General features: G+C 42.0%; 14 protein-coding genes and 1 pseudogene. 9 read left to right on the plus strand and 6 right to left on the minus strand.

All coding sequences use genetic code 11. The features are described 5' to 3' along the window. Positions 1-2: 2 nt before the first annotated feature. Positions 3-1,631, plus strand: a complete 1,629-nt coding sequence (locus tag OJ16_RS19085) for an ABC transporter ATP-binding protein (protein WP_052810359.1) — start codon at positions 3-5, stop codon at positions 1,629-1,631. A gap of 114 nt (positions 1,632-1,745) precedes the next feature. Here OJ16_RS19085 and OJ16_RS19090 read toward each other — a convergent pair whose 3' ends face one another. After that, positions 1,746-3,524 (minus strand): EAL domain-containing protein, encoded by a 1,779-nt coding sequence (locus OJ16_RS19090; RefSeq protein ID WP_040993026.1) that lies wholly within the window; start codon positions 3,522-3,524, stop codon positions 1,746-1,748. A 296-nt stretch (positions 3,525-3,820) separates the two neighbouring features. Between OJ16_RS19090 and OJ16_RS19095 the strand changes: the two genes are divergently transcribed. The 5 genes from OJ16_RS19095 to vctC all read left to right on the plus strand — a co-directional run bounded on the left by OJ16_RS19095 (position 3,821) and on the right by vctC (position 8,304). After that, positions 3,821-4,402 carry an RNA-binding S4 domain-containing protein gene (locus tag OJ16_RS19095; protein ID WP_040993028.1) on the plus strand — a complete coding sequence of 194 codons (582 nt, stop codon included), beginning with the start codon at positions 3,821-3,823 and terminating at the stop codon, positions 4,400-4,402. A 289-nt stretch (positions 4,403-4,691) separates the two neighbouring features. Then, the gene (locus tag OJ16_RS19100) at positions 4,692-5,600 is read left to right on the plus strand and encodes a siderophore ABC transporter substrate-binding protein (protein WP_040993030.1); all 909 of its coding nucleotides are present in this window, start codon (positions 4,692-4,694) and stop codon (positions 5,598-5,600) included. A gap of 65 nt (positions 5,601-5,665) precedes the next feature. Next, positions 5,666-6,601: an iron chelate uptake ABC transporter permease subunit VctD gene (gene vctD / locus OJ16_RS19105; protein ID WP_040993032.1), complete on the plus strand. Its 936-nt coding sequence runs from the start codon at positions 5,666-5,668 to the stop codon at positions 6,599-6,601. Next, positions 6,591-7,541 (plus strand): iron chelate uptake ABC transporter permease subunit VctG, encoded by a 951-nt coding sequence (gene vctG, locus OJ16_RS19110; protein ID WP_040993034.1) that lies wholly within the window; start codon positions 6,591-6,593, stop codon positions 7,539-7,541. The genes vctD and vctG overlap by 11 nt, the downstream gene beginning before the upstream one ends. Positions 7,542-7,548: 7 nt before the next feature. Continuing rightward, positions 7,549-8,304 carry an iron chelate ABC transporter ATP-binding protein VctC gene (gene vctC / locus OJ16_RS19115; RefSeq protein ID WP_040993037.1) on the plus strand — a complete coding sequence of 252 codons (756 nt, stop codon included), beginning with the start codon at positions 7,549-7,551 and terminating at the stop codon, positions 8,302-8,304. 95 nt (positions 8,305-8,399) lie between these two features. Here the strand turns inward: vctC and cueR are convergent, their stop codons facing one another. After that, positions 8,400-8,789: a Cu(I)-responsive transcriptional regulator gene (gene cueR, locus OJ16_RS19120; RefSeq protein WP_040993039.1), complete on the minus strand. Its 390-nt coding sequence runs from the start codon at positions 8,787-8,789 to the stop codon at positions 8,400-8,402. A gap of 539 nt (positions 8,790-9,328) precedes the next feature. Here cueR and OJ16_RS19125 point away from each other — a divergent pair. The 3 genes and pseudogenes from OJ16_RS19125 to OJ16_RS19135 all read left to right on the plus strand — a co-directional run bounded on the left by OJ16_RS19125 (position 9,329) and on the right by OJ16_RS19135 (position 14,094). Then, entirely contained in the window at positions 9,329-10,531 is a 1,203-nt protein-coding gene (locus OJ16_RS19125; protein ID WP_040993041.1) for an acetate/propionate family kinase, read from the plus strand. Between the two features lie 186 nt (positions 10,532-10,717). Further along, the gene (locus OJ16_RS19130) at positions 10,718-12,532 is read left to right on the plus strand and encodes a recombinase family protein (protein ID WP_040993043.1); all 1,815 of its coding nucleotides are present in this window, start codon (positions 10,718-10,720) and stop codon (positions 12,530-12,532) included. 641 nt (positions 12,533-13,173) lie between these two features. Beyond that, positions 13,174-14,094, plus strand: a pseudogene (locus OJ16_RS19135) (IS5 family transposase). Positions 14,095-14,266: 172 nt separating this feature from the next. On the opposite strand, the gene OJ16_RS19140 reads toward OJ16_RS19135, so the two are convergent. The 4 genes from OJ16_RS19140 to OJ16_RS19155 form a co-directional block, all read right to left on the minus strand. Then, entirely contained in the window at positions 14,267-14,692 is a 426-nt protein-coding gene (locus OJ16_RS19140; RefSeq protein ID WP_040993045.1) for a hypothetical protein, read from the minus strand. A gap of 62 nt (positions 14,693-14,754) precedes the next feature. Continuing rightward, complete coding sequence (locus OJ16_RS19145) at positions 14,755-15,237, minus strand: hypothetical protein (RefSeq protein ID WP_040993047.1); 483 nt, start codon at positions 15,235-15,237, stop codon at positions 14,755-14,757. 34 nt (positions 15,238-15,271) lie between these two features. Further along, a complete protein-coding gene (locus OJ16_RS19150; RefSeq protein WP_040993049.1) occupies positions 15,272-15,706 on the minus strand; it encodes a hypothetical protein in 435 nt (144 codons plus the stop codon). Further along, positions 15,703-16,068: a hypothetical protein gene (locus OJ16_RS19155; protein ID WP_040993051.1), complete on the minus strand. Its 366-nt coding sequence runs from the start codon at positions 16,066-16,068 to the stop codon at positions 15,703-15,705. The genes OJ16_RS19150 and OJ16_RS19155 overlap by 4 nt, the downstream gene beginning before the upstream one ends. Positions 16,069-16,193 lie beyond the last annotated feature (125 nt).

Below are 16,193 nucleotides of genomic sequence, written 5' to 3' on the forward strand. Positions count from 1 at the left end.
CGATGCCTGAATCTCAATTGACTCCTCAATCGGAGCAGATAAACGAATCAAAAACGGTTCTTACTATTGATTCGCTGTCGATTGGCTTTGGTCGAAAAAAATCGATAGAGCCGGTGACGCATAATGTCTCATTGACGATTAAAAAAGGCGAAACGTTAGCGTTAGTGGGCGAGAGTGGGTCGGGTAAATCGGTGACGGCCAACGCGATACTTAAGCTGTTGCCAAAAGGCTCGTCCCATTATCTCAGTGGTCGAATCCAATTTGACAACGTGGACATTTTATCGTGTTCGGAGCGACAGTTGCGCGGTATTCGTGGCGCGCGTATTGGTATGATCTTTCAAGAGCCAATGGTGTCGCTCAATCCTTTGCACAAAGTGGGTCGCCAGTTGGTCGAAACCGTGGCGATACATCGAGGTCTTAGACAAAGTAAGGCCGAAGCACTGGCGATTGAGTGGCTTAAAAAAGTCGGTATTCGCGCACCTGAAACAAAGATTAATGCCTATCCTCATGAATTATCGGGTGGCGAGCGCCAGCGCGTGATGATTGCCATGGCTCTGATTAATGAACCGGAATTGCTGATTGCCGATGAGCCGACCACCGCGTTGGATGTGTCGGTTCAAGCGCAAATCCTTGATCTATTGAAACAGCTCCAGCAAGAGCTCGGCATGGCGATGCTGTTTATTACCCACGATCTCAGCATTGTTCGTCGCATTGCGGACCGAGTAGCGGTAATGCAAAGCGGTAAACTGGTTGAAGTTGGTGAATGCCAGCAAGTTTTTCATCAGCCTGTTCATGATTACACCAAGTTATTGATTAATTCTGATCCTAAAGGGTTACCGGTTAACGCAGACGAAAATGCACAGAACATACTGACCGTGGATCGACTCCGGGTGTGGTTTCCTATCACCGGCGGGGTATTTAAACGCGTCGTGTCTCATGTGAAAGCCGTGACCAATATGGGGTTTGAGCTAAAACAGGGGCATTCTATCGGTTTAGTCGGCGAGAGTGGCTCAGGCAAATCAACCACAGGCATGGCGATTCTGCGTTTAGTCAATTCAGAAGGGTCAATCAGCTATCAAGATCAAGAATTACAAGGCTTAGACCGCAAGGCGATGTTGCCTTATCGCAGTAAAATGCAGGTTGTCTTTCAAGACCCATTTTCAGCGCTCAATCCCAGAATGTCGGTCGCGCAAGTGATTGGTGAAGGGTTACGAGTGCATACTGAGATGAGCGAAGCGCAAATCGATGCGGAAATTGTCAAAGCGATGCAAGAGGTCGACTTAGATCCAGAGACGCGTCATCGTTACCCTAATGAATTTTCAGGTGGCCAGCGCCAGCGTATTGCGATTGCGCGTGTTTTGGTGCTCAAGCCGGAGTTTATTTTATTGGATGAACCGACGTCGTCATTAGATCGCACGGTACAAGCTCAGATTCTAACGTTGCTTAAATCATTACAAGAGAAATACAAACTCACTTACCTATTCATTAGCCATGATCTGAATGTCGTCCGTTCGTTGTGCCACTATACAATTGTGATGCGAAATGGTGAGATTGTTGAGCAAGGGGAAACTCAGCGGTTGTTTGGTCAACCCACCCATGAATACACGCGGGAGCTGGTGGACTTATCCTAGCGCTTGCACACCAAAGCCTAAAGCGTCGACAATCAAAATCCCCATTAAATGCATATAGGTTTAATGGGGATTTTAGTTTTGTATACGTCTCTAGCGAACGCATTTTGAAAGACGTTAGATCATCGTGAGTTCGCTTGCGCTGGCTAAGCAGAGTGGTTTGGCAAACCAGAAGCCTTGCAAGTAGTCTGCTCCCATGTCAGTGAACGTCCGCTGCATATTCGCATTTTCAATCCCTTCAATAACCACGTCGACGCCATTGGTGTGGCAAAGTTGAGTGATAAAGCGAAGGTATTCAAATATCGAGGTGTTGTCGAGCGCTCGCCAAGCCATCGATTTATCGATTTTAATTTGCTTGAGCGGGAGGTCAAAAAAGCTATTGAGAGAACTGTATCCGGCACCAAAATCATCCAATGAGAGTTTGAATCCCAATTCGTTGAGTCGGTGCAATTGAGAGGCGGCATTCTTTTCGCCGTCTAGGATGAACGTCTCAGTGAGCTCTAAAACGATTTGTTGAGTTTGGATCCCGTAGCTATCCGCAATTTGCTTGACCTGATCAGGGAACTGGTTATTAAGAAGCTGCAGGACGGACACGTTGATGTTCACTTTAACCATGCTTTGGTGAGTTGCTTGGTAACGCTTAATAAATTGGCAGGCTTTTTTAAAGACTAGGTAGCCGAGTTGAACTATAAGTCCTTTCTTTTCGGCGACTGAAATGAATTCATCGGGATAAATAACGCCAATTTCACTGTCGTTCCATCGCACCAATGCTTCAAAACTCGCAATGACACCTTGCTTCGCGTTGATGATAGGCTGAAAGCAGACGCTGAGTGTGTTGTTTGTAATCGCATAAGAGAGTTGTCGTTCAATATAAAAATGACGATCGACGTTTACCTTGGTCGCGTGATGATAAATCGCTACGTTTCCTTGGCGTTTGGCTCGCGAAAACTCGCTGGTTTGAGACGCAATTTTGATGATTTCTTCGCTAGGAAGGTGGACATCAAAATTGGGCAATATGCCAATACTGATGTCATTTCCCCATAAATAACCACTCGCCTCAATAGAAGATGAATAGGTTTTAAGTATCCGCTCTCCTAACTGTTCGATGCCATGATTATCGTAATGCCCTTCAACGAGGATCGCAAAGTCGTCAGTACGAATACGATAATAGTCGACAAAGGTATCTGACAGGCCATCAAGGGAGGCGAGGAGATGCCCCATTAAATCGCCAAGTAACTCCGGACCATGGCTCGATAGGTAAGCATGACTATCTTCAAGATGAATACAAACTAACGAGTAGTGCTTATCGCCATTGAGATTGAGTGAGTCGAGATCAACGGAAAGTTTGTGTGCATTTGAAAGGCCTGAATCTCGGTCGCGAAAAGCGGCTTGTTGCAGGTATATTTCCATTAATTTGGTATCAGAAATATCCGTGTGGCAACCAATGGCGAAACGTTGACCGTTAATGTTTTTTGCGATCCCTTCACCTTCAACCCAAATGTATTGACCATCGGTTTTTCGGACGCGGTACTGAATAGATTTTTTACAGTCATCGCCATTGAAGTGACGCTGAATTTGGTTTTTGAAATTTTGCCGATCGAGAGGGTGAATGCAATCTATCCATCGAGAGATCGGCAGTAAACCCGTTTCAAGGCCAAATTGCTGATAGAAGGCTGGGTTATATAAGAAAGTCTGCTCGGGGCCCGTCATATAAAAGAGGCCACCGTTAAACACATCGAAGATGTACTTAAAGTGATCATTCATAATGACATCAAGCTCACTCCCTGATAATGGGATTGAAGCTTCCAGATATTGTTTCGAAATCAATGAATAAACATTAACATCGGACTGAATGTCGCTTGGAGTTGCGAGTAAATTACGTAAATGCATTTCCATTATATATTGATCATATCTGTCTGATTTCGATGTAAATAACCCAATATAATCCTATGTTATTGGGCTATGATTTTAGATAGGGTTTTACAGCAATGTGGTGCGTTGTGCCATGCCTGCAAGAAGCATAATAGACGTAAATTAGAGTATTAATTCTAATTTTGTGGTGTGGAACTTGTTTTTGATAATTTTATTTTTAGCTGATTGCGTGACGCGGTAACGAGTGAGATTAAGAACAAAACACTTGAGTGCGCGGTAAAGAAAGGGCAGACTCGACGTTTTCATATTTGGGGTACACGATGTCAGAACTGAACCAAGATGCCGATTGGCAAGAACAGGGCGATGAAATTGAAATAGAAGCGATTGGTATTGAGGTATCTTCTCATCCGATTGAGCTTTATAAAGTGTTTAAAATCGCGAATCTTGTTGGCGGTGGTGGTGAAGCGAAGCATCTTATCGCTGAAGGCTATGTTGCGGTAAATGGTGACTTAGAAACCCGCAAACGCCGCAAGATGTATGACGGTGACTTTTTCGAATTCAACCAAGAGTATTATGTGGTTGTGTGCGACGCGCCAGTGACAGAACCGGAAGACAAAGCCGCCGTTAAAGAGACCAAAGCGAAAGAAAAGCCTGCTCGTAAGAAATCAAAAAAAGCAGCCTCTACTGAGAAGTCTTCATCAAAGAGTCATGCATCAAAAACGAGCGCACCGTTAAATACGGCGGGATTAAGCCAGTCTGCGGACCCAAGTAAGAAAGCGAAATCACAATCGAAAGCAAAAGCTGACAAGAAAGCCGAAGATAAGTCGGTATCGTCACAGAGTGAGTCTGCGCCAGCAAAGACAAGAAGTGCGAATGGCCGTGGTCAAATCGATTTCTTTTAATCGATAAATCATTCCCCTTAAGATTCCAATTTGAAGCCCTGATAAGTGCAAACTTGTCAGGGCTTTTTTGAGTCATGCACCAGCTTAATCTAACTTTTTGACCACCTTTATTGTCAGTGGTTTCACTTTGATTTGATGACCGCTTTTTACGGGTTTTTTATGGGGTAGCATGATCAGTTTTGTTAATGTAAAAACCGGTTTCTTTACGAATGTAAAAAACGTAAAGGCGAGATGACATCGATACAAATCTAAATGATAATGCATTGCATTAGTAATTATGGAGTTGGTTATGAAAGTTTCAGCAGTCGCTTTGTTATCAGGTTTAATCGCCTTTGGCGTTAACGCAGAAATGGTTGAAATTAAGCATGCAAAAGGGACAACGAAATTAGAAAGTAACCCTGAGCGTGTTGTTGTCATTGGTGTCGGTGCGCTTGATGCTGCGGTGACACTAGGTGTTGAACCGGTCGCGATTTCAACGGTCAGTCTATTCCCGGATTATTTGTCTCAATACCGTAATTACGAGTTTGTTTCAGCTGGCAGCTTATCAGAGCCAAACTTTGAAACTATTTATACTCAAAAACCAGATTTGATCATTGTGGGTTCACGTGCGGCTAAGCAATACGATGAATTGGCAAAGATCGCTCCAACGATTGTCTTCGCAGCAGAAGATAACAAAGGCTACTGGACGAGCACACAAGAGCAGTGGCGTAACCTGGGTAAAGTTTTCGAGAAAGAAGATTTTATCGAGAAAAAGATTGCTGAGATCGATCAAGAATTCAAAGCGATTCGTGATTACAACCAGCAAAATAGTGTAAATGCACTTACCGTAATGAGCTCAGGTGGCAATATTACCGCTTTTGGTGTGGAATCTCGTTTTTCGTCGATCTATCGCGATTTCGGTTTCACTCAAACGATTGAGAATATCAATGCCTCTTCTCGCCATGGTGATTTAGTCTCTTATGAGTTTATCCGTGAAGCAAATCCTGAGACCTTGTTGATTATCGACAAAGATAAGTTGACCAACAAAGGTAGCAGCAATGTTGAGCGCGAATTCGAGAATGACCTGATTAAATCGACTGACGCATACAAAAACAATCGTATGGCGTATTTAGATATTAGTGCTTGGTACTTAGCGATTTCAGGCATTCAAGCGACTGAAAAAATGATCGACGATGTGAAAACATCGATCGGCAAATAAGAATTAGAAATAAGTTTGCCCAAGTAGCATTGGTTACTTGGGCTTTTTGACGTTAGAGGCGTGTTTTGAAGAAGTTACTTCCAATACTGATTTTACTCAGTATCGGTTCACTCTTTGTTGGTGTGAGCAGTTTAACTCCGGCATCTTTGCTTGCGGGTGATAGCGATAGTTGGCATTTGATGTTTACGAGTCGCATTCCACGATTAGTCGCCATTTTACTTGCGGGAGCTGGGTTGAGTGTTGCGGGTTTGATCATGCAACAAATCAGTCAAAACCGATTCGCCGCGCCGTCTACTTCAGGCACTATTGAATGTGCCATGCTGGGCTATATCTTGAGCCTTGTGTTCTTTGGCACTCAGCAAATTTGGTTGATTTTCTTAGTGTCTATTTTGGGCACCTTATTGTTCGTGCAGTTTATCAACCGCGTACAATTTAAAAATGCCATCTTTGTTCCTTTGATTGGTATCATTTTTGGCAATGTCGTGGACTCGTTAGCCACGTTTATCGCCTATAAATACGATGCATTGCAAAACTTGTCTGGTTGGACAGTGGCGAACTTCGCCAACCTTCTTCAAGGTGACTACGAACTTCTCTATATTGCACTTCCTATTGCGATATTTAGCTATCTTTACGCAACGCGCATTTCAGCCGTTGGTATGGGTAAAGACTTTGCGACCAACTTAGGTCTGAATTACCAACAAGTTTTGGTGATTGGCGTGATATTGGTCTCTGTGATGTCGGCCAGTGTGGTGATGATCGTCGGTCAGTTACCATTCTTGGGGCTCATTGTGCCCAATCTAGTGAGCCAGTTCTTTGGTGATAACTTACGTCGAAACATCCCCATTACGGCTATTTTAGGCGCGCTCATTGTGCTGTGTTGTGATTTAGCTGGGCGAGTTATTATCTTCCCTTATGAGATTCCGATTTCGATGATTATCAGCATTCTAGGCGGTGGTGTTTTTGTGTTCTTTATTCTGCGAGGTCAAAGAAATGCAGGATAGAACGAAGCTACTGGGTCTAGCGATCATTGCGATAGTGTTTGCATGTCTGTTTATTGGTATTGGCTTAAATGCGGATAACTATGAATATTTTCTTTCGCGCCGTGTCCCTAAAGTGCTCGCGATGATTTTGGCCGGTGTTGCGATTGGCCAATCCGCGTTGGCATTCCAAACCATTACGAATAACCGTATTTTAACGCCAAGCATTATGGGCTTCGATGCGCTCTACATGTTTACTCAAACCATCGTCGTGGTGATGTTTGGTGGCTTAAGCGCTTATGTATTGAACGATTACCTTAACTTTACGCTGTCAGTGACCGTCATGTTAGGTTTCTCGATGGTATTGTTTGGCTTTTACTTCAGAGGTAATAAGCAAAACTTAATGATGCTGTTGCTGCTTGGTGTGATTTTAGGTCAACTATTTGGCAGTATTTCGTCGTTTCTCACTATGTTGCTTGATCCTAACGACTTCGCCACATTGCAAGACAGCATGTTTGCGAGCTTTAACAACATCAAAGTGGAACTGGTTTACCTGTGTACGCCGTTATTAATGGTGGTCAGTGCTTTATTGTTCCGTTTAAATCGCGTGCTGGATGTGTTTTGGCTCGATAAAGATAATGCGACAAGCTTAGGCATTGATGTTAAACGCGTCACGATGCAAGTATTGATGCTGTCTGCGTGCTTAATCGCTATTTCGACGGCGTTGATTGGCCCAATTATGTTCTTTGGACTGCTGGTGACTAACTTAGCGAGAGAAATGCTGCGCTCTTATCAGCATCGAGTGTTATTACTTGGCGTGTCGCTGCTCTCTGTCGCCTCTTTGCTGGCAGGGCAATGGATTGTCGAAAACCTATTTGGCTTCTCAACAACGTTGAGTGTTGTGATTAACTTTATTGGCGGTATCTATTTCTTATCGATGCTGCTTCGAAACAAAATCGTTTAAGGTCACCATGATTAAATTACAAAGTCTTACCAAACTATTTGGACAAACGCCGGTGGTAAAACAAGCCAGCGCTGAGTTTGAAAAAGGAAAAGTAACCTCAATCATAGGACCAAACGGAGCGGGGAAAAGTACCTTACTTTCAATGGCGAGCCGTTTGGTGAGCAAAGATGAAGGTGAAGTGTATATCGATTGCAAAGAAATTGCGGATTGGGATACCAAAGAACTGGCTAAGCGTCTTGCCGTTTTGCGTCAGGCGAACTCAATCACGATGCGTTTCACCGTGCGTGAAATGATCGCGTTTGGCCGCTTTCCTTATAGCCAAGGCAAATTGACGGCAGACGATCATACGATCATCGATCAGGCAATTGACTACCTAGACTTAACCAAGATCCAACACAAATATCTGGATGAGCTCAGTGGTGGTCAGCGCCAATTAGCGTTTATCGCGATGGTCATTGCCCAAGACACCGATTACGTGTTTCTTGATGAGCCACTTAACAACCTCGATATCAAACACTCGTTACAGATCATGCGAAATATCGGACGTTTAGCGAAAGAGATGAACAAAGCGGTGGTGGTTGTGATCCACGACATCAACTTCGCGTCTTGCTATTCCGATAAGATCATCGCGCTGAAAAAAGGCGAAGTGGTTGCGCAAGGTTCGGTTGAAGAGGTTATTCAAGCGGACGTGTTAGAGAGTATCTACGAAACGCCATTCAACATTATTGAAATGGATGGCAAGCGTATGTGTACTTATTACTAGCCGCATCGTTAAGCACAGAAACAACAAAGCCTTTCATTTAGAAAGGCTTTGTTGTTTAAAAATGGTCGATTTATTAGCGGGATAACCCGTTTATCTTATTGCTTCGTTAAATCATCGATTATTGGGCATTGGCTCTGAGCGTTCCCAGGGCATGATGAGACCCACTGTTTCAGTTGTCGTTCAATATCTTGAAGTTGTCGAATCTTTAACTGCACTTCATTGAGCTTTTCTTGAGCTCGAGCTTTTACTTCACTGCTTTTGCGCTCAGGGTTATGTGCCAATTGGACAAATTCTTTACATTCATCGAGAGAAAACCCCGCATTTTTCGCTCGCGATACCAAATTCAACTCTTGAAGGTGCTGGACTGAATACTGACGGTACCCAGCGGCACTACGATGAGGTGTTGAGATAATGCCTTTCTCTTCATAAAGTCGTATCGATTTGCTCGACAATCCGGTGCGTTGCGCTATTTCACCAATATTCATGAGTACAACCTATCTATCAACAAACTATCCATTATTCCGAGTAGTGTAACGCTTAGATCGATAATTAACTAGAAGGAAGGGGTGTTACGACATGCTTAAATTTGAAGGCTCTTAGGCGTAATCAGGGCCATTCTGTTGGCATGATGACCGAAAGCATGACTCAACATTATTTAAAAAGCCCGTTTATTTACGCCGTTTTAAAAAAAGTTGAATGTTTGTTTAGACACTTGTGTTTGTTGCGCAAGTAAAATTCACCCCAAAGTAGGATAGATAGTAGGCGTGGCGAGGGTTAGAGTGGTGATGCGAACGTTACGCAATGGTTTGCATTGCGCACATTTTTTATCGGTTAAATGCCTCATTTTGATTAAATTCTCAGCGTGAATAAAATTCATTATTGCTTTAGATCAACAAAAAAACGTTTCTTTGAACGATTTCTTTAAAAGAAAGTTGATAAAATCCAAAAAAATTTGAATAATTAAACTCAATACACAACGGAGCCGTTGGCTTCGACATTCAGTCTTAAACAGGATACGTACCTCATGTCTAACTCGTTTGTGTTGGTGATCAACTCTGGTAGCTCTTCACTAAAATTCGCAGTAATCGATTCGAAAACAGGCGAAGCGATTGTCAGCGGTTTAGGTGAATGCTTTGGTATGCCAGAAGCTGTGATTGGCTGGAAATACAACGGTGAAAAAACCGAAGAAGCTATCTCAGCACCTGATGAGCATCATCAACATGCGATTAACCGCATTGTTAAACTAATCGATACGCTAGGTTTCACTTCAGAAATCGTTGCGATTGGTCACCGTATCGTTCACGGCGGTGAGAAATTTACGTCGACTGTACGTATCGACGACAACGTATTGGCTGAAATCGAAAGCATTGCTGACCTTGCTCCTCTGCATAACCCAGCAGGCGCTAAAGGCATTAAAGCGGCAATGACGGCTTTCCCTAGCTTGCCACAGTTTGCTGTATTCGATACTGCATTCCACCAAACAATGCCAAAACGTGCATACACGGGTGCAATCTCTAGCGATCTTTACACAGACTACGGTATCCGTCGTTACGGTTTCCACGGTACGAGCCACTACTTTGTAAGCAACGAAGCGGCAAAAATGCTGAACAAGTCTATCGAAGAATCGAGCTTCATCTCGGTTCACCTAGGCAATGGCGCTTCTGTGTGTGCGATTGAAAACGGTCAATCACTTGATACTTCAATGGGCTTCACGCCACTTTCAGGCCTTATGATGGGTACACGTTGTGGTGACCTTGACCCAGGTATCATTGAGTTCCTTCTTAAGAAAGGTTGGAGCCAAGAGAAAGTGTTTGATGCACTAAATAAAAAATCAGGTTTCTTGGGTGTGTCTGGCCTGACTTCAGACGCTCGTGGGATCCTTGACGCGATGGAAAATGGCCACGAAGGCGCGAAACTAGCGTTTGAAGTGTTTACCTACCGTGTAGCGAAATACATCGGTTCGTACATGATTCCACTTAGTCACCTAGACGCAGTTATCTTTACGGGTGGTATTGGTGAAAACTCACTACCAATTCGTCGCGAAATTCTGAAAAACCTAAAACTATTAGGTTTTGTAGAAGATGAAAAGGGCAATGAAGACGCTCGCTTCGGTAACGCGGGTATCATCGCTAAATCTGAACTTTTGGGTGCAGTGGCGATGGTTATTCCAACTAATGAAGAGTTTGTAATAGTACAGCAGTCAGTGGCGCTACTTTCAAACCAGTAGTATCCAATGGGATACAGTAAAGGGCTAACACTTGTGTTAGCCCTTTTTTTATCGTTAATTCATGGATTTGTGATCTTGATTGCTAAAGATCAACTTTGGTTATTGATCATTTTTTAAAAATTGCAATAATCACTCCAACACCACATGAGAGTGCAATAGTACATTTAATGTTTCTAAGGATATAAAATGAATAAAGCTACAACTCTCTTAAATACTTACACTGCCTACATTTACTCTCGTGTAAGCAAAGAAGCACAAGTTAATGGAGACGGCCTTCGTCGCCAGATCGATAACGCTTTTCGATTTATTGATTCAAAAAACAGAGAATTGATAGAGAAAGGCTTGCCAACTTACGCTGTGGCAGACGAATTAATTACGGACAGGGGGTTATCAGCATACAAAGGCTATAACACCGCGGCTAATGGCGGGTTAGGGGCTTTTTTGGAAGCGGCTAAAAGAGGCGAGGTAAAGCGAGGCTCTCTGTTAGTGGTAGAAGCCGTTGATCGTATTAGTCGAATGCCAGCGGATGAGTCACGCAAGACATTCAGCTTGTTTAAAGAGTACGGTATTGATGTTGCCATCGTGAAGTTTGGTGTAATCATAAAACATAGTGAAAGTACAACTCTTGAGAATGATTTATTGATCACCGCTGCTATCCACCTCGCACATATGGAAAGCCAGCAGAAGTCTAATAGGATCAATGATCGCTTCGAAGAAAAGCGCAGGCAAGAAAAGTTAGGTGGACCTAAGCGTACAACAATTTGCCCGCTTTGGATGAAAATATCTGAAGATAAAAAGAGTTTTGAATTAATACCAGATCGTGCTCGTGTAATGCGCCGTATTATTGACATGAAATTGAACGGTATAGGTTGCCAACGCATTGCTAGTATCCTTAATGAAGAGGGGGAGCCCTATTTCAATGGTAAAACGTGGTCAACGCGTATCGTGCTTAAGTATTGCAAGATGATACAACTCTACGGTGCTTTTCAGCGAGTTCGTCATATAAGAACAGAAAACGGTACTCAGAAACAGCCTAGGGGTGATATAGAGAAAGACTACTACCCTGCGTTAATCGATGAACAAACGTTCTTAAGATTAAAGAACTCGTTTAAGAAATCGGGTGGACGACAAACGGGAGCTTTTAGTAACTTGTTTAGTGGTCTTCTTTGTTGCCCGAAGTGTGGCTCTTCAATGAGCTATTACAAACCAAACAGAGGAACTCTTAAAGTTCGATGCAGAAAGCAGCTAGATAAACAAGGTTGCGATCAGAGGGCGTTAAACTATGAGGAAATAGAGGAACGTCTAATCCGTGCTCTAGCAGGCTTAGATTACGCAAAGCTCAATGATAGTAGTTTTGTTGATGTAAGTGCAGAGCTTAGCCTGTTAGAAGCCACTATGGCAGAGCTAAAGGAAAATGTTAATGTTGTTTCCACGCAGCTTATGAAAAACACGGATCCACGTATCTTCGAGACGCTGACGGATAAGCTTAGTCAGCTATATAGTGATATCGATTCCAATAAAGCTAAATTCGATGAGTTGTCTACTTTACATAGTAATTACGATATTTCGGTCATCGATAACCTAGAACTCGCCGAGAATAAAGATAGGGAGCGTTATAATCACTTTGTTAAACAGTTTGTTAAATACATAATCTGTACTGATAAGAAACAAGGTGGGTCGATTCGTGTAGTGTTTAAAGCTGATGCGATAGGTGAGTTGCCATTTAACTATGATTCTGATGATCGAAACGACAAAGCCATAAGCGAAGTATTCACGGCTAACCGTCCTATCACTAATGCTGATACTGTGCGAACCATTAATATGGATAAAAGTTCGACGGTGTATCTGCCACTCTTAAAGGAGATTACAGATGTTAAGCAGCCTAGTGATTTATCTGATACTAGAGATCGTTTGAAATATATGCATGCGGTACGTGTTGCAGTTAGGCGAGATCCAAAAAAATGGGCCGAGATAGCTAAGAAAGCTCAGCTAAAATATTAAAAATAAAATGAAAAACTACCGCTGTTAATTTGAATAATTACAGCGGTAGTTTTTATATTAAATCAATTTGTTTTTTGTAATTAAACTGGTAATGACGTTAAGTGATTTGCTAGTTATGATTATTAAATCAAAGATTAAGTATTTATTAAAATAATTATCTTTTTACTCTAAGATAGAGTAGAGTCCTCCTTTTTCTACTCTACTGTATAGTAATTGTGGTAATTACTCGCACTACATGAGAGCAAAGTCCAAGAATATCCGCACTGCCTCCCTGTAAAAAAACCTTAAATATCAAAAACCTTAAAGCAAGCGAGAAGTTGACTTTTAATTTATTTAATTGTAATGGTAAAAAATTAACACTTAAATCGCGCAAAATGATAGATAATAAATATAGAAAGATTAATTAATTTAACCCTCTTTTTTATAATTAATCTGATGCAAGCTGTGTCTGCGTGGTTATTTGTCCCAAATAAAACTCCGACCAACCTCCGCCCTAATAGGTTGGTTGCACTAACCATCTTCGATGTTAGCGCTAGAAAGTCACTTGCCTTAAATCCTGCTAGGCTTTGTTGCTTAAATCGATGGAACTAAATCAATAAGCGACGATCTGATCAACTATACCCATTAATCGTCGTAGCCTCATGCCTAAACCTCGTTACAAAACAACTAACTGGAAGCAGTACAACAAAGCTTTAATCAACCGTGGTTCTCTGACCTTTTGGATTGATGAGGAAACGGTAGCTGAGTGGAAACAAAACAAACAAGGCAAGCGTGGTAGACCTCGCCGATTCAGCGACTTAGCCATTACTACCGCACTGATGGTGAAACGTATTTTCTCTATGCCATTGAGAGCGCTACAAGGTTTTCTAGACTCTGTATTTAAGCTGGCTAACATCCCGCTTGTTTGCCCGCACTACACCTGTATAAGCCGCCGAGCTAAGGGAGTAGAAGTTTCATTTAAAACCAAAACCAGAGGAGCAATACAACACCTGGCAATTGATGCCACTGGCCTTAAGGTTTATGGCGAGGGTGAATGGAAGGTCAAGAAGCATGGTACTGATGGGAAGCGCAGAGTCTGGCGTAAACTGCATATTGCCGTAGATACAAGCACTCTCGAAATAGTCGCAGCAGAGTTGAGTTTATCTAACGTAACCGATGCGTAAGTGCTCCCCAACTTACTCAAGCAGACGCGTCGTAAAATAATTGAAATATCAGGTGATGGTGCTTATGACACAAGGAATTGTCATGATGCGATACGGATTAAGCGAGCGGTTGCGCTTATCCCACCACGAGAAGGGGCTGCATTCTGGGAACAAGGACACCCTCGCAATTTAGCAGTAGGTTGCCAAAAGCTCTACGGCTCCAACAAGAAGTGGAAAAAGCGGTATGGCTATCACAAGCGCTCACTATCAGAGACAGCAATGTACCGAGTAAAACAGCTGCTAGGTGGGAAATTAAGTCTAAGAAATTACAATGCTCAGGTTGGCGAGACTTACGCTATGATCAAAGCACTGAACAAGCTTACAGGACTTGGTATGCCTGAAACGCAGTATGTTGCTTAATAACTGAACAACCTTGGGCTGCCATGTCTTCCAACCGAATTAAGCAACAAAGCCAAGCGAATGATGACAACAACCTTGAAAAACGCCGTATTTGCATGAGTTGCTATCTTCTGCTTTCTCACCAAACCCATATGGAGCCACAACACAACACGCGCCACAATTGACGCAAGCTTTAATTTTCACGATTGCGCATAACGTTTTTGCATTCAATTTTCACATTAACGTTAGATTCTATGGTTCCTGCTTTCAAGTTATCTTTCAGTAGAACCGGATAGATCTCGAATGTCCGTTCTTCGATTCCATTGATAAAACCTTGTAAAACTGGTTCGTCCATTCGTTCAACTTCTTGACCATCAATAGTCCAATAGTAATCAGTGCCGTAAACAAGATCATTGCTTTCTAAGTTACTTAGCGTAATGCTAATCATAGAATGTGCGTCACGAGCAACCACGCTAATAGAACCCTTGCTACCCTCTATCATTCTATTGTCGGTTGACTCGAACCCTGTTTCAGAATCATTTGTTATTATATCGCAACGTTCTTCAGCGTAAACGAATGCAGATAATGGTAATAATAGTAAAGCTAGTAATTTTTTCATAATAAAAAAGACCTCATTAAGAGGTCTTATAATTAGTCTTTAATTGAATAAATTCAAGTTAATTAGTTAACTGTTGGAACAGAACCACAATCGATAGTAACCATTGTAGTAGCTTGAACATTACCGCCACGGAACTCAGTTTCAGCACCGTTCGCTGTCATGTTTAGGTTTACTGCATATGTGCCAGTTGATGAAGTAGTTCCAGCAACTGCGGTAGGGGTTGTGTCTAGGATCGCTTTATCTGCGATATTTGAATTAACTGATACTACAGAATCCGCCCCGTCAAGACGAACTAGGTTTTGCGTAGTAACTTCAGAAATCGAAATCATTGGAACTGCAACCGAGTTAGAAGTGATGTTGATTATTGAATCAGTTGCTGTTTCGCCCTCAAAGAAAACCGTAGCTGATGTTGGTACATCAGAGATAACGCAAGTTTGATCAACTGTAGCAGTTGCTTTGAATTCAGAAGCTGAAGTGGTAACACTTGCTGCGAATACTGAACTTGATGCAGCTAGTAAAGATAGTGCAATAAAAGATTTTTTCATTTTTATTTCCATGTTAATAATAGAGAAGTTCCGATTATTCTAAACCATCACGTGACAGTTTAGGTAGATTACCGTGTGCTTCCATTTGTTGTAGTGTACGAATTCTTTCATACGCTTTAACTTCTGCTTTTATTCTTTCTAATTCGATTTTCGCACGTTCTGTTTCTATTTTTGCAATAGAACTACAATCTAAACGTTCACCTGCACCGAAAGAATAAGCTACACCGAGATAGATTGCGGATTCCGCATCATCTTGTCGGTTGTAATCATTACCGTTGTGATATTCTCTGTCACCGTCCGATTGAACAATACCAGAATAAATTTGCAAATTGCCACCTACGCTGCTTCTACATGTGGTTCCGTCTTGTGTGCGAATTTCATCGTAACCGTTTGGGCTACTAGGAGCACTAGGCATTGAGATAGCAAAAGCGTTTGTCGATACTAACAACGCTAATAATAATTTTTTCATTGTTCTAAACCGAAATACGTAGCAGGAAATAAAGTTAATAGGTCAGAACACATTCTAGTTTTCATCGAACCGCCCGTATCTGCGATTGAACAAACTAAATTACGTGTTTGCACATCAGGTTTTGATTCTAACCAAACTGACATTTTGCGAGTTCCTTTAGATGGAATGCAAGTTCTCAATTGTGGTTTGATTTCTTCGTTGACTGTAATATCGAAACAAGTCTTTTTAGAAAACCCATTCGATACTTTAAATTCGAATTCAAAAATTGAATCAGTAACGTACTTGTCTACGATCTGTGGTGCGTGACCATGACAAAGTGCGCTACTACTAAAGAATAAAAGCAAAAGTGCCGTCTTTTTCATATCGCCACCAAAAAAAATTAACCCGCCATTTTATGGTTATTTTCAATGCAACAACATTAAATTTTTTTAATCGTCATTATAAATACATTTAATGGTTATAATGCCCCTTTGAAAACTTGTAGCAT

The organism is Vibrio renipiscarius, assembly GCF_000827885.1.
In the GTDB taxonomy this organism is placed as follows: Bacteria; Pseudomonadota; Gammaproteobacteria; order Enterobacterales; family Vibrionaceae; genus Vibrio; species Vibrio renipiscarius.